The 22,393-nt window shown below is 73.8% G+C and carries 17 protein-coding genes and 1 pseudogene; 11 read left to right on the top strand and 7 right to left on the bottom strand.

The features are described from left to right. Positions 1-43: 43 nt before the first annotated feature. The 4 genes from ACFC02_RS35055 to ACFC02_RS35070 all read right to left on the bottom strand — a co-directional run bounded on the left by ACFC02_RS35055 (position 44) and on the right by ACFC02_RS35070 (position 4,515). Complete coding sequence (locus tag ACFC02_RS35055; RefSeq protein ID WP_376366029.1) at positions 44-2,149, bottom strand: flotillin family protein; 2,106 nt, start codon at positions 2,147-2,149, stop codon at positions 44-46. Between the two features lie 759 nt (positions 2,150-2,908). Further along, positions 2,909-3,724, bottom strand: coding sequence for a rod shape-determining protein (locus ACFC02_RS35060; protein WP_376366031.1), 816 nt, complete (start codon positions 3,722-3,724; stop codon positions 2,909-2,911). Continuing rightward, positions 3,721-4,122 carry a TraR/DksA family transcriptional regulator gene (locus ACFC02_RS35065; RefSeq protein ID WP_376366033.1) on the bottom strand — a complete coding sequence of 134 codons (402 nt, stop codon included), beginning with the start codon at positions 4,120-4,122 and terminating at the stop codon, positions 3,721-3,723. The genes ACFC02_RS35060 and ACFC02_RS35065 overlap by 4 nt, the downstream gene beginning before the upstream one ends. A 66-nt stretch (positions 4,123-4,188) precedes the next feature. Beyond that, positions 4,189-4,515 (bottom strand): TraR/DksA family transcriptional regulator, encoded by a 327-nt coding sequence (locus ACFC02_RS35070; protein ID WP_376366035.1) that lies wholly within the window; start codon positions 4,513-4,515, stop codon positions 4,189-4,191. Positions 4,516-4,912: 397 nt separating this feature from the next. Between ACFC02_RS35070 and ACFC02_RS35075 the strand changes: the two genes are divergently transcribed. The 8 genes from ACFC02_RS35075 to ACFC02_RS35110 all read left to right on the top strand — a co-directional run bounded on the left by ACFC02_RS35075 (position 4,913) and on the right by ACFC02_RS35110 (position 15,276). After that, a complete protein-coding gene (locus ACFC02_RS35075; protein WP_376366037.1) occupies positions 4,913-6,076 on the top strand; it encodes a histidine kinase in 1,164 nt (387 codons plus the stop codon). 2 nt (positions 6,077-6,078) lie between these two features. Beyond that, a complete protein-coding gene (locus ACFC02_RS35080; RefSeq protein ID WP_376366039.1) occupies positions 6,079-6,777 on the top strand; it encodes a response regulator in 699 nt (232 codons plus the stop codon). A 426-nt stretch (positions 6,778-7,203) separates the two neighbouring features. Continuing rightward, complete coding sequence (locus tag ACFC02_RS35085) at positions 7,204-10,878, top strand: nitrate reductase subunit alpha (protein ID WP_376366041.1); 3,675 nt, start codon at positions 7,204-7,206, stop codon at positions 10,876-10,878. 1 nt (position 10,879) lies between these two features. After that, complete coding sequence (gene narH / locus ACFC02_RS35090; RefSeq protein ID WP_376366043.1) at positions 10,880-12,508, top strand: nitrate reductase subunit beta; 1,629 nt, start codon at positions 10,880-10,882, stop codon at positions 12,506-12,508. Continuing rightward, positions 12,505-13,143, top strand: a complete 639-nt coding sequence (gene narJ, locus ACFC02_RS35095) for a nitrate reductase molybdenum cofactor assembly chaperone (RefSeq protein WP_376366045.1) — start codon at positions 12,505-12,507, stop codon at positions 13,141-13,143. The genes narH and narJ overlap by 4 nt, the downstream gene beginning before the upstream one ends. Then, the gene (gene narI, locus ACFC02_RS35100) at positions 13,143-13,895 is read left to right on the top strand and encodes a respiratory nitrate reductase subunit gamma (RefSeq protein WP_376366046.1); all 753 of its coding nucleotides are present in this window, start codon (positions 13,143-13,145) and stop codon (positions 13,893-13,895) included. The genes narJ and narI overlap by 1 nt, the downstream gene beginning before the upstream one ends. A gap of 143 nt (positions 13,896-14,038) precedes the next feature. Continuing rightward, on the top strand, positions 14,039-14,914 hold the full coding sequence (locus tag ACFC02_RS35105; RefSeq protein ID WP_376366048.1) for a hypothetical protein: 876 nt from the start codon (positions 14,039-14,041) through the stop codon (positions 14,912-14,914). Then, on the top strand, positions 14,911-15,276 hold the full coding sequence (locus ACFC02_RS35110; RefSeq protein WP_376366050.1) for a hypothetical protein: 366 nt from the start codon (positions 14,911-14,913) through the stop codon (positions 15,274-15,276). The genes ACFC02_RS35105 and ACFC02_RS35110 overlap by 4 nt, the downstream gene beginning before the upstream one ends. Here ACFC02_RS35110 and ACFC02_RS35115 read toward each other — a convergent pair. After that, positions 15,246-16,484: a hypothetical protein gene (locus tag ACFC02_RS35115; protein ID WP_376366052.1), complete on the bottom strand. Its 1,239-nt coding sequence runs from the start codon at positions 16,482-16,484 to the stop codon at positions 15,246-15,248. The genes ACFC02_RS35110 and ACFC02_RS35115 overlap by 31 nt on opposite strands. A 56-nt stretch (positions 16,485-16,540) precedes the next feature. Next, positions 16,541-17,833: a serine hydrolase domain-containing protein gene (locus tag ACFC02_RS35120; RefSeq protein WP_376366054.1), complete on the bottom strand. Its 1,293-nt coding sequence runs from the start codon at positions 17,831-17,833 to the stop codon at positions 16,541-16,543. A gap of 189 nt (positions 17,834-18,022) precedes the next feature. Here ACFC02_RS35120 and ACFC02_RS35125 point away from each other — a divergent pair, with 189 nt between their 5' ends. Next, positions 18,023-18,958, top strand: coding sequence for a hypothetical protein (locus tag ACFC02_RS35125; protein ID WP_376366056.1), 936 nt, complete (start codon positions 18,023-18,025; stop codon positions 18,956-18,958). 7 nt (positions 18,959-18,965) lie between these two features. On the opposite strand, the gene ACFC02_RS35130 is transcribed toward ACFC02_RS35125, so the two are convergent. Then, complete coding sequence (locus ACFC02_RS35130; protein ID WP_376366057.1) at positions 18,966-19,865, bottom strand: NAD(P)-dependent oxidoreductase; 900 nt, start codon at positions 19,863-19,865, stop codon at positions 18,966-18,968. 116 nt (positions 19,866-19,981) lie between these two features. Here ACFC02_RS35130 and ACFC02_RS35135 point away from each other — a divergent pair, with 116 nt between their 5' ends. Both ACFC02_RS35135 and ACFC02_RS35140 read left to right on the top strand, forming a co-directional pair. Then, complete coding sequence (locus tag ACFC02_RS35135; protein WP_376366059.1) at positions 19,982-21,997, top strand: APC family permease; 2,016 nt, start codon at positions 19,982-19,984, stop codon at positions 21,995-21,997. A 96-nt stretch (positions 21,998-22,093) separates the two neighbouring features. Further along, positions 22,094-22,281, top strand: a pseudogene (locus tag ACFC02_RS35140) (hypothetical protein); the annotation flags it as partial. Positions 22,282-22,393: the final 112 nt, after the last annotated feature.

Consider the following 22,393-nt stretch of genomic DNA (forward strand, 5'->3'; position numbering starts at 1 on the left):
GCCGCCGTCCCCCGTACGGTGGCTGCGCGGGCCCCCTGGTCCGTCAGACCCGGGCGGTGCCGTTGACGGCGAGGGCGGTGACCGGGGTGTCGGCCAGGCCCAGCTCGCCCGCGCGGTCCAGGAGCTGCTGGAACTGCCCGGCGTGGCTGCCGCCGGAGTTCATCAGCTTCATCAGCAGCGCGGACACGGTCAGGTTCTGCACGTCGGCGGTGGACACCGAGCCGAGGATCCGGCCCAGGTCGTCGGCGAGGCTCGCCGAACCGTCCAGGTAGGGCCGGGCCAGCGCCTGCGCGGTCGCGGAGTGCTCGACGAACCCGTCGACGCCCTTGCCGAGCGAGATCGCGTTCACCAGCCGGTCGAAGAAGACCGACTCGCCGCCCACGATGTCGATGTCGGCGTGCTCCAGGCCGGTCGCCAGCACGGTGGCCTGCGCCTCGGCGACCTGGCGCTGCACGTCGAGCCCGGCGAGCCGGATCTCCTTCTCCGCCTGGAGGCGCAGCCGGTACTCCTCGTGGCCGCGCGAGGCCTCGTCCAGGGCGGCCATCGCCGCCGCCTTCTCGGTCAGGCCCGCCGCCTCCGCCTTCAGCTTCTCGCCGATCGCACTCGCCTCGGCGAGCGCCTTGGCCTGCGCGCCCTCGGCCTCGGCCCGCAGCCGCGCCTCGGTGCCCTGGGCCTCCGCGAGCATCCGCGCCTGGGTGCCCTCGGCCTCCGCGAGCATCCGCGCCTGGGCGGCCTCGGCCTCCGCACGGCCGGCCTTCTCGATGACCTCGGCCTCCTTGTCGCGGACCTGCACGGCGGCCAGTCCCTCGGCGGCGGCCTCCGCCTGGACGCCCTCGGCCATCCGCAGCTTGGCGCGGGCCTCCAGGTCGGCGGACTTCAGCTTGGCCTCGGCCAGGGTCAGCGACTCGGCGGCGCGGTGGGTCGCGGCCTGCTCGGCGGCCTCCGCGGCCTTGATGTCCTTGACCAGCTTCTCCTGGGCCTCCGCCTCGGCGGCGATGATGATGGCCTGCCGCTCGCGCTCCGCCTCCTCCACGGCGCGCAGCTTCTTGATGGACTCCTCCTGCTCGGCGACCGTACGGTCCACCGCCACCCGCTCGCGCACGACCTCGGCGATCTCCCGCTTCTCCGCCTCGACCTCCTTGTCGGCGGAGATCTTCGTCAGCTGGGTCTCCCGCTCCCGGGCGATGACCTCCAGCATCCGGTCCTTCTCGATGCGCTCGTTCTCGACGGCGATGACCCGCTCGCGGTTCTTCGCGGCGACGGCGACCTCGCGGGCCTGGTTCTCCCGCTGCACGCCGAGCTGTTCCTCGGTGCGCAGGAAGGCGCTCTGCGCGCGCAGCCGCTCCTCCTCCACGACCCGGGCGGTCTCGGCCTCCTCGCGGGCCCGGGAGGTCTCGATCTCCCGCTTCTGCTTGATCTCGGCGTCCACCTGCCGGCGCTCCAGCTCCAGGATGGCCTCGCGCGCGTCGACGTTCTGCCGGGTGATCTCCTTCTCCTCGGTGCGCTGCGCCTCGTTGGTGCGCACGTGCTCCACGGCCGTCAGCTCGGTGATCTTCCGGATGCCCTGCGCGTCGAGGACGTTGGCCGGGTCCAGCTGGGACAGCGGCGTCTGCTCCAGGTAGTCGATCGCCGCGTCCTCCAAGTGGTACCCGTTGAGGTCGACACCGATCAACTCGATGATGTGGTACCGGAGTTCCTCGCGCTTGGTGTAGAGGTCGGTGAAGTCCATCTGCTTGCCGACGGTCTTCAGCGCCTCGGAGAACTTCGCGTGGAACAGCTCCTGGAGCGTGTCCTGGTGGCTGGCGCGCGCCGTGCCGACGGACTGGGCGACCTTGATGACGTCCGCGGCGGACTTGTTGACCTTCACGAAGAACGAGATGCGGATGTCGGCCCGGATGTTGTCCCGGCAGATGAGGCCGTCACGCCCCGAGCGGGTGATCTCGATGGCCTTCACCGAGATGTCCATCACCTCGGCCTTGTGCAGCACCGGCAGCACGACCTGGCCGGTGAAGGTGACGTCGACCTTGCGGGTCTTGGAGACGATGAGCGCCTTGCCCTGCTCCACCTTGCGGAACAGCTGGGAGAAGACGAACAGCACGAGCAGAACGAGGATCAGACAGGCCGCGACGAGCGCGCCGATGACAACCATGGCAAACGTCCCCTGGAGTAACGAAGTTGTGGCGTGCGGGCGGCGACACCGGCCCTCGGAGGCGGATCCGGCGTCTGGGTGTCAGCTCTGACGCCCGCTCGCCGATCCCCGGTTCCGGGTCCGCTCGCCGCTCTTCGCGGCCGGTCACCGCGCCCCGCCCGCATCCCCGGCCCGGCGCCCGCTCTCGCGTACGGCGACCGGTACCGGTACCGGCACCCGGCATCCACCACCCGGCACGGAAACGTTCCGGCATGGAACGTCCCCGGACGGGTGTCAGGTGCCGGGCCCCGGCGGGCCGTTCGAGGTGCGGTGTGCGCGGTTCGTTCCGTGCGGTACGCACCGGCGGACCGTGCGGCCGCTGACGTGGTCCCCCTCTCCCCCGTACGGTTCTCCCCCGTACGGTCCCCGGGACCGGCCCGGCAACTGCCGGGGTCCGGCACCGGAAACCGTCCGTAGTGCTCCCCTGGAGTCATCATGCCCGCACCCGCGCGCGGAGCGCATTGCCGGTTTCCGGCAGTGTTGGCCCCTGCCTCAGTGCCGGTGTGCTACCCATGTTCGCGTCAAGGAGACGCCAAGGTTCGGCAAGTTTCCTTGACGCGCGCGAGGCGGCCCGGTCGCTTCGCCGCCGTCCACCGTGGACCCGTGCCCGTCCATGCCGCCGTGGGCGGCCGCCCGGGTCTCGACCGTGCTGCCGGCGGGCAGGGCCGGAGGCACCTCGGTGCTCGCCAAGCGCGCCCGGGCACGGTAACCGGCCTCCTTTCACCGGTTGTTCCGCCGAGGAGGAGAGGCGGTGCCGCCCGCCGACGGGTGGGCGCGGGCGGCGTGCAGGAGGGTGGCGGCGCCTCGGACGGCCGCCGTGTGCGGGGCCGCCACGGGTACGACGGGGGCGTGCAGCCGGCCGGTGAGCCGGTAGACGATCTCGGGACGCAGGGCGCCGCCGCCCGCCAGCAGGGCGCCCCGGCGCAGGGCGTCGGCGGTGAGCGTCGTACGGTCCTGGCGCTCCATCGCGCTCACCATGCCGACCACCGCCTCGCTGAGCTCCGCCGGGGCGACCGTGTCCAGGTCGCCGGTGCCGAGTGCGGTGCGGCGCGCGTCGACGACCGCGCCGTCCGCCAGCAGCACCACCTCGGTGAGCTGGGCGCCGATGTCGACGACGAGCAACGGCCGGGACAGGTCGGCGCCGGCGCCGAGGGCGACCGCGCGGGCCCCGGGGAGGGTCAGGACGCCGCGCGGGCGCAGCACCTGGACGGCCGTACGGGCCTCGGCGCGGAAGGCGACGCCGTCCAGCACGGGGGCGGTGAGCACGACCAGCGGGCGGCCGAAGCGGGGCAGCCGGTGGACGAGCAGGCGGGCCAGCATCCGGGCGGTGCCCGGGGTGTCGACGATCGTGCCCCGCTGGATCGGGTACGCGGCACCGGGGCCGGGGAACGTCACCGTCGGCACATCCAGGACCAGGCCCCGGCCGGCCACCCACGCGCGGGTGCGTGCGCTGCCCAGGTCGAGGGCGACGCCGACGCACTTGCCGCGCATCGGCCACGGGCGGCGCGCCGGCCAGGGCCTGCGGAGCACCGTCACCGCTCCGCCTCCCTGACCTGCTGGCAGCGGGCGCAGTAGCGGGCCTGCGGCACTATCTCCAGGCGTTCGCGCGCGATGGGCCCCCGGCACAGGTGGCAGGTGCCGTAACTGCCGTCGGCCATGCGCGCGAGGGCCGCCTCCACGTCGGCCAGGACCATCCGGGCGGACGCGGCGAGCTGGACGCGGACCTCGACCTGGGCCGCGGCCCGCTGCTGGAGCAGGGCGTCCTCGCGCGAGGTCGCACTGGCCGCGATCTGCTGCAACTGCTCCCGCCGGAACAGGCGCTGCTCGTGCAGGTTCTCGCGGAGCGCGGCGAGGTCCTCGGCGGTCGGCGCGCCGCAGGGCGGGGTCTCACGCGCCGGTCGTGTGCCGTGGTCGGCGATGCTCTGATGGTTCACCGGTTCACCCTTCGGGCAGGGCGGGAGACAAGTGGCGTGAAGGCGTGAAGGCTTGAAGGCGGGCGGTCAGGCCGGTCCGCGCCGGCAGGCGACGCAGTGGCTCGTGTAGGGGAGGATCTCCAGGCGCTCCGCGGGAACCGGGGCGGCGCAGGCCACGCAGGTGCCGTAGGTGCCGTCCTCGACGCGGGCGAAGGCCTCGTCGATCTCCTTGAGCACCCGTCCGATGGCGTCCCGCTGCGCGGACATCAGATGGTCGTCCGCGCTCTGCCCGGTCTCGGTCAGCGCCCGCAGCTGGACCAGCCGGGTCCCCCGGGCGTGTTCGAGCCGCCGCCGGGCCTCCTCGGCGGTCAGGCGTTCGAGGCGGGGAGCGGTCCGGGCGGCGTCGGAGGGCATGGCGGGTCCTCTCTCCGAAGGAGGGCGGGGTGGGGACGGGGGCTTGCACTGCTCAGCCTGGCCCGCCCGGCGCCCCGGGCCCATCGGTCCCGGAGCCCATTTGCGGCGGGCAGCGGGATGCACACCGGGCGGACGCCCACCGCGGGCATGGGTGGGGCGCACGCCGCGAAATGGGCGCCAGGACCCATCGACGCGCCCGCGCGCGACGGGCAGGCTCGGTGACGCCCCAGAACAAGGACGGCAGGACAAGAACGGCAGGACAGGAACAGCAGGACAGGACGACCGGGACAGGGCCCGCGGCCCGGCCGCGACGTGCGATGACCGACAGTGGAGGCATACGGGCCACGTCGGCCGGGTCATGTGCGCAGGCCGTGTCAGGTGAGGAGGAACCACCCCGGTGTCCCTGTTCTGGCGGATCTTCGGACTCAACGCCGTGGTGCTCGGCTCGGCCACCGCGCTGCTGCTGTGGGCCCCGGTGACCGTCTCCGTGCCGGTCGTGCTGACCGAGGCCGTCATCCTGGTCGGCGGCCTCGTCGTCATGCTCGTCGCCAACGCGGCGCTGCTGCGCTGGGGCCTGGCCCCGCTGGACCGGCTGACGAAGCTGATGACCACCGTCGACCTGCTCCGGCCGGGCCAGCGGCTGCCGGCCGCGGGCGGCGGCGAGGTCGCCGAGCTGATCCGCACGTTCAACGCCATGCTCGACCGGCTGGAGCACGAGCGCGCCACCAGCAGCGCCCGGGTCCTGCTCGCCCAGGAGGCCGAACGGCGCCGTATCGCGCAGGAACTGCACGACGAGGTGGGACAGAGCATGACCGCGACCCTGCTGGCCCTCAAGCGGGCGGCCGACGAGGCCGAGCCGCCGCTGCGCGACGAGCTGCACCAGGCCCGGGAGATCACCCGGGAGAGCCTGGACGAGGTGCGGCGGCTGGTACGGCGGCTGCGCCCCGGCGTCCTGGACGACCTCGGCCTGGTCAGCGCCCTGACCTCGCTCACCTCCGACTTCGCCACCCACACCGGCCTGAAGGTCGTACGCCGCTTCGACGCCGATCTGCCCGCCCTGGAGCCCGAGACGGAGCTGGTCCTCTACCGGGTCGCCCAGGAGAGCCTGACCAACGCCGCCCGCCACGCGGAGGCCGAACGGATCGAGGTGGGTCTCACCCGCACCGAGGGTGCCGTGGTGCTGGCCATCACCGACGACGGCCGCGGCATCAGGGCGGCCTGCGAGGGGGCCGGCATCCGCGGGATGCGCGAACGGGCCCTGCTCATCGGGGCCGCCCTGGACATCGCCGACGCGAGGGGCCCGGCGGGCTCCACGGGTCCGGCTGGCTCCACGGGTCCGGCGGGTGCCACCGGCCCGGCGGCCTACCCGGCTCCCGCGCGCTCTGCCGGTCCCGCGGGCTCCACTGGCACCGCCGACACCATCGGCCTCAAGGGCATCCCGAGCCCCAAAAGCACCACCGCCCCCGACGATGCCGCCCGCCCCGGAAGCAACCCCGGCCCCCCGGCCGCCCCCGGCACCCGGGTCCGGCTCACCGCGCCCGTCCCCGGAAAGCGACCGTGACCATGCCCGACGACCGATTCCCGCACCACCGCGCCCCCGCCGGCCGCGCCCCGGCCCCCGTCCGCATCCTGCTCGCCGACGACCACGCGCTGGTCCGGCGCGGCGTACGGCTCATCCTCGACCAGGAACCGGACCTGGAAGTGGTCGCCGAGGCGGGCGACGGGGCGGAGGCCATCGAGATGGCCCGCACCCACGAGGTCGACCTGGCGGTCCTCGACATCGCCATGCCCCGGCTGACCGGCCTCCAGGCCACCCGCGAACTGGCCTCCCTCAAGCCGGACCTGCGCATCCTCATGCTCACGATGCACGACAACGAGCAGTACTTCTTCCAGGCGCTGAAGGCCGGTGCCTGCGGTTACGTGCTGAAGTCGGTCGCCGACCAGGACCTGGTCGCCGCCTGCCGGGCCGCGATGCGCGACGAGCCCTTCCTCTACCCGGGCGCGGTGACCGCGCTGATCCGCAACTACCTGGACCGGGTCCGGCACGGCGAGGAGGCCCCCGGCCAGGTCCTGACGCCCCGCGAGGAGGAGGTCCTCAAGCTGGTGGCGGAGGGGCACTCCTCCAAGGAGATCGCCAAGATCCTCTTCATCAGCGTCAAGACGGTCCAGCGGCACCGCGCCAACCTGCTGCACAAGCTCGGCCTGCGCGACCGCCTGGAACTCACCCGGTACGCCATCCGCGCCGGACTCGTCGAGCCCTGACCACCCCGGTGCGCATCCGTCCCGGACGACCACGACCACCCGGTCGCGGGGGTGACACGCTGGCCGGTTCCGCACTCGTGTTGCTCGTGGGACCGGGCGCCGGCGCGTGCTCGCCCGTGTTCGCGGCGGTGCCGGACTTGGGCGTACCGCACAGCCGTGGTCGGCGGAGTATTCCCCTCGAAAAGCGATTCGAAACATAGCTTTCCGGACCCTTGCCAGGTGCAATTATTGCAAAGCGCAAAGAAAAGGCCTGTATAGCTCTTCTCAACTCTGCGTAGCCCTATGGGAACGCACCGTTCCGATGCGTAAGGCTTGCCTCACCAGCACCGGCCGTCCGGGCGTGACCACCCCGGCCGGTGTGCCGCCGACTTCATAGGGGATGTGAGCGCAGTGGGACGGCGCGCGGCACGAAAGGAAGCGGAACGCATGGCGGCCCTGGCCGCCGATCAGCTGCTTCAGGCGGGGCGCCTACTGCGACGCTCCGTGACCACTCCCGACCTGCGGGCGGTCTTCCGCACCGACCAAGGGGTCAACGACGCGCCCTACCGGGAGCGCTGGGCGCACGACAAGGTGGTGCGCTCCACGCACGGCGTGAACTGCACCGGCTCCTGCTCGTGGAAGGTGTACGTCAAGGACGGACTGATCACCTGGGAGACCCAGGAGACGGACTACCCCTCCACCGGCCCCGACCGGCCCGAGTACGAACCGCGCGGCTGCCCGCGCGGCGCATCGTTCTCCTGGTACACGTACTCGCCGACCCGGGTGCGCTACCCGCACGCGCGCGGCGTGCTCCTGGAGATGTACCGCGAGGCGCGCCGGCGGCTGGGCGACCCGGTGGCCGCCTGGGCCGAGATCACCTCGGACCCCGTCAGACGGCGCCGCTACCAGGCGGCACGCGGCAAGGGCGGCCTGGTGCGCGTCGACTGGGACGAGGCGCTGGAGATCGCCGCCGCCGCCCATGTGCACACGATCGCCGAGCACGGACCCGACCGGGTGGCCGGGTTCTCCCCGATCCCGGCGATGTCGATGGCCTCGCACGCTGTGGGCGCCCGGTTCATGTCGCTGATCGGCGCGCCCATGGTGTCGTTCTACGACTGGTACGCGGACCTGCCGATCGCCTCCCCGCAGGTCTTCGGCGACCAGACGGACGTACCGGAGTCCGGGGACTGGTGGGACGCCGCCTACCTGATGCTGTGGGGGTCCAACGTGCCGGTGACGCGGACCCCGGACGCGCACTGGATGACCGAGGCCCGCTACCGGGGCCAGAAGGTCGTCGTGGTCTCCCCGGACTACGCGGACGCCACCAAGTTCGCCGACGAGTGGCTGCACCCGCACCCCGGCACCGACGGGGCGCTGGCGATGGCCATGGGGCACGTGATCCTCACCGAGTTCTTCGTGCGCCGCCAGGTCCCGTACTTCACCGACTACGTCCGCCGCTTCACCGACCTGCCCTTCCTGATCGAGCTGGAGGAGGACCCGCGCCACCAGGGGTCCTACGTACCGGGCAAGTTCGTCACCGCGGCGACGCTCGGACTCGACGAGGAGTCGGGGGAGGACGCCCGGTGGAAGCCGGTGCTCCTCGACGCGGTCTCCGGGCGGCCCGTCGTCCCGCACGGCACCCTCGGCGACCGCTGGTCCAAGCTGGGCGAGGGCCGCTGGAACCTGGACCTCGGCGACGTCGAGCCCGAACTGACCTTCCACCGGCCGGGCGGCACCGGCGACAGCGCCCGCGTGCTGCTGCCCCGCTTCGACGGGCAGGAGAACGGCGGCAGTTCGGTGCGCGGCGTGCCGGTGCGCGAGGTGGGCGGGCGCCGGGTGACGACCGTCTTCGACCTGCTCCTCGCCCAGTACGGCGTCGCCCGCGACGGACTGCCCGGCGAGTGGCCCGACGGCTACGACGACGCCTCCCAGCCGCACACGCCCGCCTGGCAGGAGGCCATCACGTCCGTGCCGGCCGCCGCCGTGGTGCGGGTGGCCCGGGAGTTCGCGCGGACGGCCGAGCAGTCCAGGGGCCGCTGCACGATCGTCATGGGCGCGGGCACCAACCACTGGTTCCACTCCGACACCATCTACCGCTCCTTCCTCACCCTGCTGCTGCTCACCGGCTGCCAGGGCGTCAACGGCGGCGGCTGGGCGCACTACGTCGGCCAGGAGAAGGTGCGGCCCTACGCCGGCTGGCAGCAGCTCCAGTCCGCCGCCGACTGGGTACGCCCCTCCCGGCAGGTCGCGGGCACCCCGTACTGGTACCTGCACACCGACCAGTGGCGCTACGACGGCCACGGCGCCGACGCGCTCGCCGCGTCCACCGGGAAGGGGCTGTTCGCCGGCCGGCACACCGCCGACCTGGTGGCGCAGTCGGCGCGGCTGGGCTGGATGCCGTCCGCGCCCGCCTTCTCCGCGAACCCGCTCGACCTGGGCCGCGCGGCGCGCGAGAGCGGGCACGAGCCCGGCGAATGGGTGGCGTCCCAACTGGCCGCGGGAAAACTGTCGTTCGCCTGCGAGGACCCGGACGCCCCCGAGAACTGGCCGCGCGTGCTCACCGTGTGGCGGGCCAACCTGATCGGCTCCTCCGCCAAGGGCAACGAGTTCTTCCTGCGCCACCTGCTCGGCGCGAGCGACAACGCGCACGCGGCCGAGGCCCCGCCCGGGGCCCGGCCCCGGGACCTGACCTGGCACGAGGAGGCACCGCGCGGCAAACTCGACCTGCTGCTCGCCCTCGACTTCCGCATGACCTCGACCACCCTCATGGCCGACCTGGTCCTGCCGGCCGCCACCTGGTACGAGAAGCACGACCTGTCCAGCACGGACATGCACCCCTACGTGCACGCCTTCTCGCCCGCGATCAGCCCGCCCTGGCAGGCCCGCACCGACTTCGAGATCTTCCACGCGCTGGCCCGCAGGTTCAGCGAACTGGCCGCCGGCCGGCTCGACGTGGCCCACGACCTGGTGGCCACCCCGCAGCAGCACGACACCCCCGGCGAGACCGCCCAGCCCGGCGGCACCGCGCGGGACTGGCGGGAGAGCGGCCACACCCCCGTGCCCGGCCGTGACCTGCCGCAGTTCACCGTCGTCGAACGCGACTACACCGCCGTCGCCGACCGGCTGGCCGCGCTCGGACCGCTGTGCGAGCAGCAGGGCGTGACCGTCAAGGGCGTCACCGTGCGGCCGGGGCCCGAGGTGCGCTGGCTCGGCGCCCGCTGCGGCACCGCCGCCGCACCCGGCCCGGCCCAGGGCCGCCCTCTCCTCGACACCGACGTCAAGCTGTGCGAGGCGATCCTCGCCCTGTCCGGCACCACCAACGGGAGGATCGCGGCCGAGGGCTTCGAGCGGCTCGCCGAACGCTGCGGACCCGAGGCCGGGTTCGAGACGCTCGCCGAGGCCGTGCACGAGCGGCGCGTGGTCTTCTCCGACACCCAGCAGCGGCCCGTCCAGGTCGGCACCAGCTACGAGTGGTCCGGCAAGGAGGCACCCGACCGGCGCTACGCGCCCTTCACCGTCAACACCGAGCACAAGAAGCCCTGGCACACCCTCACCGGCCGCCAGCACTTCTACCTGGACCACGACTGGATGGCCGAGCTGGGCGAGCAACTGCCCGTCTACCGGCCGCCGCTGGACCTGAGCGCCGAGTCGGTGGCGGGCGAGCGGGAGGTCAGCGTCCGCTACCTCACCCCGCACTCCAAGTGGTCCATCCACTCCGAGTACCAGGAGAACCTGCTCATGCAGACCCTGGCCCGCGGCGGCCCGGTGATCTGGATGAGCGTCGCCGACGCCGAGGCCATCGGCGCCGCCGACAACGACTGGGTGGAGGCGGTCAACCCCAACGGCGTCGTCGTCGCCCGCGCCGTCGTCTCCCACCGCATGCCGTCCGGCACGGTGTTCATGTACCACGTGCAGGAACGCCTGGTGAACGTGCCGCGCTCCGAGGCCACCGGGCGGCGTGGCGGGGTGCACAACGCCCTGACCCGCATCCTCGTCAAACCCACCCACCTCATCGGTGGCTACGCCCAGCTCTCCTTCGCCCCTAACTACTACGGGCCCACCGGCAACCAGCGCGACGCCCGCACCGTCATCCGCCGCCGCGCCCAGGAGGTGCAGTACTGACATGCGCGTCTTGAGTCAGGTCGCCATGGTCATGAACCTCGACAAGTGCATCGGCTGCCACACCTGCTCGGTCACCTGCAAACAGACCTGGACCAACCGCACCGGCACCGAGTACGCCTGGTTCAACAACGTCGAGACCCGCCCCGGCCAGGGCTACCCCCGCGGCCACGAGGACCAGGACAGGTGGAAGGGCGGCTGGCGCCTGGACGGGCGGGGCCGGCTGGTCCCGCGCTCCGGGGGCCGCGCCCGCCGCCTCGCCCGCCTCTTCGCCAACCCCGAACTCCCCTCCCTCAAGGACTACTACGAGCCCTGGACCTACGACTACGACACCCTCATCGCCGCCCCGCTCGGCGACGACCTGCCCACCGCCCGCCCCCGCTCCCTGATCGACGGCCGCCCCACCGACGTCACCTGGGGCCCCAACTGGGACGACGACCTCGGCGGCGGCCCCGGGCACCTGTCCGCCGACCCCGTGCTCAAGTCGATGAACGAGCGGGTCAGGCTGGAGTACGAGCAGGCGTTCATGTTCCACCTGCCGCGCATCTGCGAGCACTGCCTCAACCCGAGCTGCGTGGCGGTCTGCCCCTCCGGGGCGCTGTACAAGCGCATCGAGGACGGCATCGTCCTCGTCGACCAGGACCGCTGCCGCGGCTGGCGGATGTGCGTGAGCGGCTGCCCGTACAAGAAGGTGTACTTCAACCACACCACCGGCAAGGCCGAGAAGTGCACCTTCTGCTACCCGCGCATCGAGGCCGGCGAGCCCACCGTCTGCTCGGAGACCTGCGTGGGCAGGCTGCGCTACCTCGGCGTGATGCTGTACGACGCCGACAAGGTGGGCGAGGCCGCCGCCACCGCCGACGAGAAGGACCTGTACGAGGCCCAGCTCGGCTGCTTCCTCGACCCGCACGACCCCGAGGTGGTGCGCGCCGCCGAGGCCTCCGGCATCCCGCACGACTGGATCACCGCGGCCCGCCGCTCCCCCGTCCGGGACCTCATCACCACGTACCGCATCGCCCTGCCCCTGCACCCGGAGTACCGCACCATGCCCATGGTCTGGTACGTCCCGCCGCTCTCCCCCGTGGTCGACGCGCTCACCCGCAGCGGCCACGACGGCGAGCACCCGGCGCCCCTGTTCGGCGCCATCGACGCCCTGCGCATCCCGCTGGAGTACCTGGCCGGGCTGTTCACCGCGGGCGACACCGCACCCGTGGAGGCCGCCCTGTGCCGACTGGCCGCGATGCGCGCCCACATGCGCCGGATCAACCTCGGCGAGCCGCGCGATCCGGCGATCGCCCGCGGCGTCGGCATGGACGAACGCGGCCTGGAGGCCATGTACCGGCTGCTCGCCCTCGCCAAGTACGAGGAGCGCTACGTCATCCCCACCACGTACGTCGCCGACGGCGGCGCGGGCGGCGCGGCCGGCGCCGGATGCAGCCTGGAGGGCGACGGCGGCCCCGGGATGTACGGCACCGACGGCGCCGAGGCCTTCCACGCCTCCCCGGTCGCGGCCGCCGCCCCGGCCGAGCGGTCCGCGCTGCGCGGCCGGGTCAACCTGCTCAACTGGAACGGGCGCGGCCGGCCGCGCGGCCTCTTCCCCGACCGGTCCGGGGCAAGGAGCGCCGAGGGATGAACCTGCACCGTGCGGTCCACCAGGCCGCCGCCCTGCTCCTGGACCACCCCGGCGAGGACTGGGCGCGCCGGCGCGAGACGGTGGCCGAGGCGCTCGGCCCGCTGCCCGGCGAGGCCCCGGCCCTGCTGCTGAGCTTCTGTCGGTGGGCGGCCGGCACCGCCCCGATGGAGCTGGCCGCCGGCTACGTCGCCACCTTCGACCGCACCCGCCGCCGCACCCTGCACCTGACCCACTACACCGACGGCGACACCCGCCGCCGCGGCGCCGCCCTCGCCGCGCTCAAGGCCCGCTACCGCGAGCACGGCTGGGAACCGCCCCCCGGAGAACTCCCCGACCACCTGCCGTCCCTGCTGGAGTTCGCCGCCCGCTGCCCGGATGCCGGCACCGGCGTCCTCCAGGAGCACCGCCCGGCCATCGCCCTGCTCGCCCACGGCCTGGAAACCCACCACAGCCCCTACGCCGACGTGGTGCGCGCGGTCCTGACCACCCTGCCCGCCACCGCGCCCGCACCACCGCGCTGCGCACACCCCGCCGCCGAGCCGCACCTGCTGCCCTTCCCCTCACCCGTCTCCCCGCCCCTCCCCGTGCCGTACCCCGTCCGGCACGCGCCGGGCGACGAAGGAGTACGCCGCTGATGAATCCTCCCCACCTGCACGCGCAGCACCTGAACATCGCCCTGTGGGGCGTCCTGCCCTACCTCGCGCTGGTCGTGCTGGCCGCCGGGACCGCCTGGCGCTACCGCTACGACCGCTTCGGCTTCACCACCCGCTCCAGCCAGCTCCACGAGTCCCGCATGCTCGCGGTCGGCGGGCCCCTCTTCCACTACGCCCTCTTCCTGGTCATCGGGGGCCACGTCATGGGCCTGCTCGTCCCCGAGTCCCTGACCCGTCGGCTGCGGATCAGCGAGGAGCAGTACCACGCCGTCGCCCTGACCATGGGCGGCGCCGCCGGCGTCGCCGCCGTGGCCGGCCTCGGCCTGCTGCTGTACCGGCGGCTGCGCGTGAGCGCCGTCCGGCAGGCCACCAGCCGCAGCGACCGCCTGACCTACCCGCTGCTGGCCCTCGTCCTGCTCGCCGGCCTGACCGCCACCGCCTCCTCCCTGACCAACCCCTACGACTACCGGCTCGGCGTCGCCGTCTGGTTCCGGAGCCTGTTCACCCTCGACCCGGACGTCACCGCCATGGCCCACGCCCCGCTCGTCTACAAGGTCCACGCGCTGCTGGCCATGGCCCTGTTCGCGCTGTGGCCGTTCGGCCGCCTGGTGCACGCCTTCGCCGCCCCGCTCGGCTACCTGACCCGCCCCTACGTCGTCTACCGCTCCCGCGGCGGGGCGGCCGGGCGGCCCGCACCGGCCGGGCGCGGCCCCCGCCGGGCACCCGTGCGCTGAGACACATCCCCCGGCGCGGGGCAACGCGCCGGGCGGGAATCCGGTCCATACGGTTGTGCGCACGTTTGGGTGGGAACTGCTTCGAGGAGCCGAGCGGTGGTGCAACGAAACGGAAGACCGGTGGAGCCGGACAGGGCGATGATGTGAGACCCGGCAGGCCGGACGGCCGACGGCGCGGGCGGGACACGGTGCCGCGGCTCGCGCTGTTCGTCGTACGCACCCTGCGTGGCGAGTGGCACGCCATGGTCGTCGACCCGGTACGGCAGTTGCTGCGCCGCGGCCTGTCCGCTCTGGTGCTCGCCTTCGTGGCCGCCTTCGGCGTGATCTTCTTCCACGCGGTCGCCCAGCACCCCGCCGGCGAGGCGGTGGTCCGGGCCGTCGGCGGCGTCCAGGCCGACCTGCCGCTGTGGCTGGCCCTCGCCCGCACCCCCGTCTCGCTCTACGTGCCCGCCCTGGACCTGCCGGTCTGGGCGGGCATCACCCAGCTCTTCCTCGCCTTCGCCCTCGCCGAACTCACCCTCGGCCGCGCCCGCACCCTGTTCATCTCCTACGCCGCCACCCTGGCCGGCACCTTCACCGTGCGCGTGATGCTCGCGATCGGGCCCGGCTGGTGGGGCCTCGGCCTGCCCCCGGAGATCGGACACGTCCTCGACACCGGCCCGTCGGCGGCCGTCGTGGGCCTGTTCACCTATCTCTCCGTGGTCCGCCGCGCTCCGGTCGTCTTCTTCCTCACCGGCGGCTCGATGGTCGCCGAGTCGATCGTCAGGCCCAATCTGGCCGGACGCGAGCACCTCATCGCCGTGGCCGCCGCGATCGTCCTGGCCCTGGTCCACGAACGCGCCTGGCGCCGCCTGCGGCTGCCCCGCCGCACCTCCGCCGCCCCCTGGGCCGCGCCCCCTGTCCCTCGGGCCGCCGTTGTCTATCCTGAACCCGTGCTGCAGTGCGCGGACGCGGCACCGGCGCTCCACGGCGACCCGGTGCCGGGCGGTCGCGCCGGGGGAGGGGCGGGGGAGAGATGAACTGGATCTGGTGGGTGCTCATCCTGTTCTGGACCGGCGGGTTCGCCTGGTTCGCGGACACCGTGCGCACCGCGCTGCGCAACCGGCACCAGCGCAGGCTGGAGCTGATGGAGGCGCAGAAGGCCGAGCGGCTGGCCGTGGAGGCCGCCAACCAGCCACCCGAGCCGGTGTGCGGGTGCACGCACCACCTGGCCAAGCACGACCAGAGCGGCCACTGCCACGAGCGCGTGGAGGTGCCCACCGCCTGGGACGAGAACAAGAAGCCGCTGCGCTACGAGCCGGGGCAGTGCAACTGCCAGCGGTACGTGGGCCCGCAGCCGCTCTCCCAGGTCTACGCCGAGGAACTGACCGACCTGGCCTGAGAGCCGTCCGGCGCGCGCCGCTGCCCCGGCAGGCGCACCGGCCCGGCCGCCGCGCGGCGCCTGCTGCGCGGCGGACGCTGCGGCCAGAACAGCACGTACAGCGCGGAGCCCACCGCGAACGCCAGCCGGATCAGGCCCTGCGCGGAGTCCGAGGGCACCAGCAGGGCGCTGCCGTACAGGGAGATCAGCGCTATCCAGCTCACCCAGGGCACCAGCCGCCGCTGCCCCACGGAGTCCCAGATGAGGGTGCCGAGCAGCACGGAGGCGTTGTAGTACGTGTACACGCTGGGGTCCAGCACGATGCGGGCGTCGGCGGCCAGCACCACCACGGCCGCCCAGCGGCCCCGGCGCACCGCCAGCGCGCCCAGCGCGATCCCCAGGGACATCTGCGCGGGCCGGTCCCACCAGGGTGTGGCCGGGTCGCTCACCCCGAACCAGCGCAGCGCGGAGGCGGGCTGGTTGGGGATGGTGAAGCGGGCGGCGGCGAACGTCTCCAGGTGGGTCAGGTAGAAGGGCAGCCAGGCGGCGGCCACCAGACCGACCGTCCAGGCCGCCGCGCGCAGCCGGTCGGACCGGGGCAGCGCGAGCAGCAGCGGCAGGAAGCCCACCGCCCACGGCTTGGAGTCCACGGCCAGCGCGAGGAGCACCCCGACGGCGGTGGCGTTGCCGCGCACCAGGGCGCGGACCGCCAGGGTGGTGAAGAACAGCGCCAGCACGTCGTCGAGGTGGGCGAAACGCACCGAGACCTCCACCCACATGGGGATGAAGGCGGCGCCGGCGATCAGGACCCGCTGCTGGAGGCGCTTGTGGTTGGTGCCGGTGCCCAGGCCGTGCTCGGCGGCGGTCCGGCCGATCAGCACCAGCATGTACAGGCCGAGGCCGGACATGAAGGCCTCGGCCAGGTTCTCGCCCAGGGCGGCCTGGAACGGCCCGAACAGCGCGGCGACGAGGAAGGAGACCGGGCCGATCTGGAGTTCCGGGTGGTTGGCGTACAGCGCGAGGCCGCCGCCCGGCACCTGGCTGAACAGCAGTTCCTCACCGCTCCTCAGATAGTGCCAGGACACGGCCCCGTGCCGTTCGGCCACGAGGAACCACAGGATGGTCCACCCGGTCAGCAGGGCGGTGTGCCACCGCAGCGGGTAGCGGCCGATACGGCCGAACCGCGCACCGTCCCCGGCCGTGCCCGCCGCTCTCTCGCCGTTCCGCACGTTCCGTCCTTCCGTCACATGCCCGCCCAGTCAGATGCGGATCGGCCGGGTACGGTTCAGCCCAGCACCCTAGCCCAGGCGTGCGAGGAGAGGTCGGCGCCGTCGAGGACGGTGCGGGCGGCGGCCCGCGACCGCGGTGCGGGCGCCGACGGTCCGCACAGGGCGCCGATGACGTAACTGTTGAGGGCGTCGTCGACCGGGCTCGGTTCGAAGCCGGTGCCGTCCGCCTTCAGGCGCTCGTACTTCATCAGGTTCCAGCCGGCCGCGACCTGCCGTCGGCCGTCCGGGCTGGACAGCGCGATGGTCCCGGCACCGAACACGGCCCCGTCGTGGCCCCAGAAGCGTCCGCAGCCGGGGATGTCGACGGCGTAGAGGCCGAGGCCGTAGTCCATGCCGTCCACGGGGACCGTGCGCTGCATCTCCTCGAGCGCGGGCCGCCCGATCAGCCTGCCGGTGAGCAGGGCGCGGTAGAAGCGGTTCAGGTCGTCCGTGGTGGAGACCACCGCGCCCGCCGTGTACGCCCACGACATGTCGTAGACGCTGTAGTCGCGGGGCGGGTCGATCAGGCCGTAGAAGCTCTCGTACATCCGCGCGTGCGGGCCCCGGATCGCGGGGGTGCGCGGGTAGGAGGTGTGGCGCAGGGCGGCCCGGTCGATGACGTGGCGGGTGATGTACGCCTCGGGATCCTGGCCGGTGACCTTGGCCAGGAGCAGTCCGGCGATGACGTAGTTGGTGTTGGAGTAGTGGCCGGGCAGGGAGCCGGGCGCTCCGGTGGCGGGCGCGGCGAGTCCCAGGCGGACCAGTTCCTCGGGGCGGACGGAGCGGAAGCGCTCCTCGTCCAGGCTGGCCGTCGAGCCCTTGGCCAGGGACGGGAAGGCGCCGACGACGTAGTCGCCGATGCCGCTGGTGTGGTTCAGCAGCATGCGCACGGTGATCCGGCGTCCGCGCTCGCCGGGTATCAGGCCGGGGAGGTAGTCGCCGATCGGGGCGTCCAGGCGGATCCGGCCGCGTTCGACCTGCTGGAGCACGGCGACGGCGGCGAAGGACTTGCTGATGCTGCCCACCCGGTGCCGCATGTCCGGCCGGGCCGGGCGGCCGGTCGCCACGTCGGCGACGCCGGACGCGCCGGCCCAGCGCCGGTCGCCGTCGCGGACGGAGGAGTAGATGCCGTACATGCCCGCGTCGTGCACGGCGCCGAGCGCGGTGCCCAGGGCCGCCGGGTCCAGGGCGGAGGCGGGGGCGGCCGGGGTGGCGGAGGCGGTTTCGGCGAAGGCCGCGGGGACGGCGGCGGGGGTCAGTGACAGGACGGTGGCGACGACGGTGGTTGCGGCGATCCGGCGGATGCGCAAGGGACTTCCCTTCCCTCGGGTCCGAACATGTCCCCGTCATCCTTGTCGATCAGGAAGGGGCGCCACATCCTTCCGGCGGACGAGGCCGGGTGCCGAATCCGCTCAGGAGCGTCACACAGGCTCCACACAGGGCGGCGGGACGCTTGTTACCGTGACTGGCCGCCCGGCAGCCGACCCAGGAAGATCCGCATGGACTACTGCTCCACGTGCCGACGGCACCTCAACGGTGCTCTCGTCTGCCCCGGTTGCGGGGCGTACGCGCCGGACATAGCCCCGAACGCCACCGCGGACTCCGCGGTCCCGTTCGCCCCCGGTCCGGCCGCGGACCCGGCCCCCGAGCCCTTCACGGCACCCGGCGCGCCGACGGCCGCGGACGTACCGGCTTTTCCGGACGGCCCGGACGTCCTGGAGTCGCCGGCGGCAGCGGACGCGCCGTCCGTGCGACAGCGGCCCGGGCGGGCGGCGCGGCGCCGGCAGCGGGCCCGCTGGAAGAAGACCCAGCGCCGGGCCCTGGTCGCCACGGCGGTGGCCCTGGTCGGCGGCGGCCTGACCGTCGCCTCGATGGACCGGCACACCGCCGACCGCGCCCAGGCGGCCCCCGCACCGGACACCCCGCACCCGGACAGCGTGGACTGGCGGCCGGCCCGGCACGACACCCCGGCGGCCGGCACCGGATCCACGGCGGAGACCGGGACCGGGACCGGTTCCGCCCACGTCCGGCACTCCTCGCCCACCACCGGGTCGGCCCCCGCCCGGTCCTCCACCACCCGGCAGGGCGTACACCCCGACGCCGCCCTCCCGCCCGCGCCGGTGGCGCCCTCCGCCCCGGAGACGACGCGTCCGGCCGACGGCCCGGCGAAGACGTCCGGGCATTCGGCCGCGACAGACTCCGCCGGCTCCTCCGCCGGCTCCGGCACCGGCGCCACCCCGGCCTCGCAGTCCTCCCCGGACGCGCCGGCGCAGCACACCTCGCCGGGCACCGGCTCCCCCCACGGCACCTCCGGTACCACCGGCTCCGCACCGGCCGGCCACGCCGCCACGAACCCGTCCGCGCCCGCCGCGCCCTCGTCGCCCTCGTCCCCGTCGTCCCCGCAGCTCTGTCTGCTGGTGCTCTGCCTGGGCTGACGCCCGGTCAGCCGGCTGCCGGGCCCGGCTCGTCGAAGCTGGCGAAGTACGCGGCGGCCATGTCCTCGCCGCCGTGCCCCTGGGCGGCGGCGCGGGCGAAGCGCTCGGCGCTCGCGGCGGCCACGTCGAGGCGTACGCCGTGCCGCTCGCCCGCCTCGACGATCAGGCGGGCGTCCTTCTCCGCGGTGGTCACGGCGAAGCTCGGCGGCAGCAGAGCACCGTCGAGGATGAGCCCGGCCTTGGCGTGCAGGTACCCCATGTCGAGCGGGCCGCCGGCGATCAGGTCGAAGAAGCCCCGCGGGTCCACGCCGAGCCCCTTGGCCAGCGCCAGCGCCTCGCCGGTGGCCGCGGTGGCCGCGATGACCCAGCTGTTGGCGACCAGCTTCAGCCGGGTCGCCCCGCCCGCCGCGCCGTCCTCGCCGGTCCACACCGTGCGCGCGCCGACCGCCTCGAACACCGGCTCCACCGCCTGCCGGCCCTCGGCGGGCCCGGCCGCCAGCACGGTCAGCCGGCCGGCTTCCGCGGGCTGCCGGGTGCCGAGCACCGGGGCGTCGTAGAAGACCAGGCCGTGGGCGCGGGCCAGGTCCGCGAGCGCGCCGACGGACTCCACACCGGCGGTGGTCGACTGCACCCAGGCGGCCCCCGCGCGCGCCGCCGGAGCGGCTTCGCGCATGACCTCCAGCACGGTGTCGCCGTCGTACAGCATCGTCAGGACCACGTCGGCGTCGCGGACCGCCTCGGCGGCGGAGCCGGCGACCCGCGCACCGTCGGCCGCCAGCGGCTCGGCCTTGGCGCGGGTGCGGTTCCAGACCCGGACGGCGTGCCCGGCCCGCACGAGGTTGCGGGCCATCGCGGCGCCCATGATCCCGGTGCCCAGCACCCCGACGGTGCGGGTGGTGTCGCTCATGTCGTCCCCTTCCTGGTCGATAGCGCGAGCCTAGGTCGTCGGATTCCCGTCCGCCCCGCGGCGCCGTGCCCGCCCGCCTCCCCGGCCGGTGCGCCGGACCGGCCTACGCTCAGCCCGTGCGCAATCTGCCCGGATTCGTGAAGCGGCTGGTCATCGGCAGGGCCCTGCGCAGCGAGGAGTTGCAGGAGACGCTCCTGCCCAAACGGCTGGCCCTGCCGGTCTTCGCCTCCGACCCGCTGTCCTCGGTGGCGTACGCGACCCAGGAGATCCTGCTCGTGCTCACCCTGGGCGGCCTCGCGTACCTGCGTTTCGCGCCGTGGGTCGCGCTCGCCGTGGTGGCGCTGCTCGCGGTGGTGGTGCTGTCGTACCGGCAGGTCGTGCACGCCTATCCGAGCGGGGGCGGCTCCTACGAGGTGGTGTCGGTCAACCTGGGGCCCTCGGCGGGGCTGGTGGTGGCCGCGTCCCTGCTCGTCGACTACGTCATGACGGTCGCCGTCTCGGTCGCCTCCGGCGTCGACAACGTCATCTCCGCGCTGCCCTCGCTCGCCGCCCACCGGGTGCCGCTCGCGCTCGGCTTCGTCGCCGTGCTGACCGCGATGAACCTGCGCGGGGTGCGCGAGTCGGGGCGGGCGTTCGCGGCGCCGACGTACCTGTTCATCACCTCGGTGCTGGTCATGGTGGCCACGGGTCTCGTCCAGCACGCCCTCGGGCACGGGCCGCTCGCCCCGACCGCCGGGTACGGGGTGGTCCCGGCGCCGGGGGACGCGGGGCTGACCGGGCCGGCACTGCTGATGCTGGTGCTGCGCGCCTTCTCCTCCGGCTGCACGGCGCTGACCGGGGTGGAGGCCGTCTCCAACGGCGTGCCGGCCTTCCGCCGGCCCAAGGCGCGCAACGCGGCGGCGACGCTGGCGGCCATGGGGGTCACCGCGATCGTCATGTTCGCCGGGGTGACGGCGCTGGCCCTGATCGCGCGCGTGCGCATCACCGACGACCCGTGCCGGCTGACCGGCCTGCCCGGCGACTGCCACGACTACCCGCAGCGGACCGTGATCGCCCAGCTCGCCACGGCCCTCTTCGGCGGCGAGCACAGCGCGGGCCTGTACGTCGTGCAGACGGCGACCGCGCTGGTGCTGGTCCTCGCCGCGAACACCGCCTTCAACGGCTTCCCGCTGCTCGCCTCGATCCTCGCCCAGCACCGCTTCCTGCCCCGCCAGTTGCACAACCGCGGCGACCGGCTCGCCTTCTCCAACGGCATCGTGGCGCTCGCGGTCGTCGCCGGACTGCTGCTGTGGGGCTACCGGGCGAGCGTCACCAGCCTGATCCACCTGTACATCCTGGGCGTGTTCACCTCCTTCACCCTCTCCCAGCTGGGCATGGTGCGGCACTGGAACCGGGAGCTGCGGGCCGGCGGCGGGCCGGGCGCCGCGGCGGTGCGGCGGTACCGCACCGCGCGGGCGGTGAACGCGGTCGGGGCGTGTGTGACCGGGCTGGTGCTGCTGGTCGTGCTGGTCACCAAGTTCACCGAGGGCGCGTGGCTCGCGGTGCTGGCGGCGGCGGTGCTGTGGACGACCATGCGCGGCATCCGGCGGCACTACGACACCACGTCGGCGGAGCTGGCCGTCACGGACGCCGGGGACCAGTTGGTGCCGCCTTCCCGGGTGCTGGCCCTGGTCCTCGTCTCCCGTCTGCACAGGCCCACCCTGCGGGCGCTCGCCTACGCCCGCGCCTTCCGCCCCGACCAGCTGGAGGCGCTCACGGTCGCCGTCGACCGGACGGAGGCGGCGGACCTGGCCCGGCAGTGGGAGGAGCACGGCATCGAGGTGCCGCTGAAGGTCATCGACTCGCCGTACCGGGAGGTGGCGCGGCCGGTGGTGGAGTACGTGCGCTCGATGCGCCGGGAGAGCCCGCGCGACCTGGTCGCCGTCTTCATCCCGGAGTACGTCGTCGGCCACTGGTGGGAGAACCTGCTGCACAACCAGTCCGCCCTCTGGCTGAAGAGCCGGCTGCTGTTCACGCCCGGCGTGATGGTCACCAGCGTGCCCTGGCAGCTGACCTCGTCCAGCCGGGCGGGCCGGCATCCGGGGCGCGCCCCGGGCTCCGTCAGGCGCGGAGAACCGCACCGCCGCGCCTGAGTCTTCACCGGGCCGAGAGGTTCGCGGCGCGTCCGCGTCCGTACCGCCCTGTGTCCGGACCCGCCGCGGGCGGCCCCCGACCGGGCAGGAGGCACGGTGCGCTTCTCGCGGAACGCGACGGGAACCCTCTTCGTGGGCGGAGCCGTAGGCCTGACCCTCGCCGCGCTCGCCTGCCCGGGCCTCCCCGGCCCACGGGCCGTCTCCTCCTCCCCGCCCGGGTCATCACCCAGACGCAGTGGGGGCCGCTGACGGAGACGGACCGGGACTTCGTGGGGAAGGTGCAGAGATTCATCGGAAGGGCCCTAGTGTCCCGAGTCTTGGGAGGACTGCATATCTAGGATTTGGGGTTCGGTAGGCGGTTCAGGTAGCCGGCGAGGCGTTCGAGGATCTCGTCGG

The sequence above is a fragment of the Streptomyces sp. NPDC056160 genome, assembly GCF_042268205.1.
Taxonomy (GTDB): domain Bacteria; phylum Actinomycetota; class Actinomycetes; order Streptomycetales; family Streptomycetaceae; genus Streptomyces.

Bases quoted from the DNA above. Each gene is read 5' to 3' on its own strand.
- ACFC02_RS35055 (WP_376366029.1), bottom strand. From the start codon at position 2,149: ATGGTTGTCATCGGCGCGCTCGTCGCGGCCTGTCTGATCCTCGTTCTG.
- ACFC02_RS35070 (WP_376366035.1), bottom strand. From the start codon at position 4,515: ATGCCCTCCGACGCCGCCCGGACCGCTCCCCGCCTCGAACGCCTGACC.
- ACFC02_RS35080 (WP_376366039.1), top strand. From the start codon at position 6,079: ATGCCCGACGACCGATTCCCGCACCACCGCGCCCCCGCCGGCCGCGCC.
- ACFC02_RS35085 (WP_376366041.1), top strand. From the start codon at position 7,204: ATGGCGGCCCTGGCCGCCGATCAGCTGCTTCAGGCGGGGCGCCTACTG.
- narH (WP_376366043.1), top strand. From the start codon at position 10,880: ATGCGCGTCTTGAGTCAGGTCGCCATGGTCATGAACCTCGACAAGTGC.
- narJ (WP_376366045.1), top strand. From the start codon at position 12,505: ATGAACCTGCACCGTGCGGTCCACCAGGCCGCCGCCCTGCTCCTGGAC.
- narI (WP_376366046.1), top strand. From the start codon at position 13,143: ATGAATCCTCCCCACCTGCACGCGCAGCACCTGAACATCGCCCTGTGG.
- ACFC02_RS35110 (WP_376366050.1), top strand. From the start codon at position 14,911: ATGAACTGGATCTGGTGGGTGCTCATCCTGTTCTGGACCGGCGGGTTC.
- ACFC02_RS35125 (WP_376366056.1), top strand. From the start codon at position 18,023: ATGGACTACTGCTCCACGTGCCGACGGCACCTCAACGGTGCTCTCGTC.
- ACFC02_RS35130 (WP_376366057.1), bottom strand. From the start codon at position 19,865: ATGAGCGACACCACCCGCACCGTCGGGGTGCTGGGCACCGGGATCATG.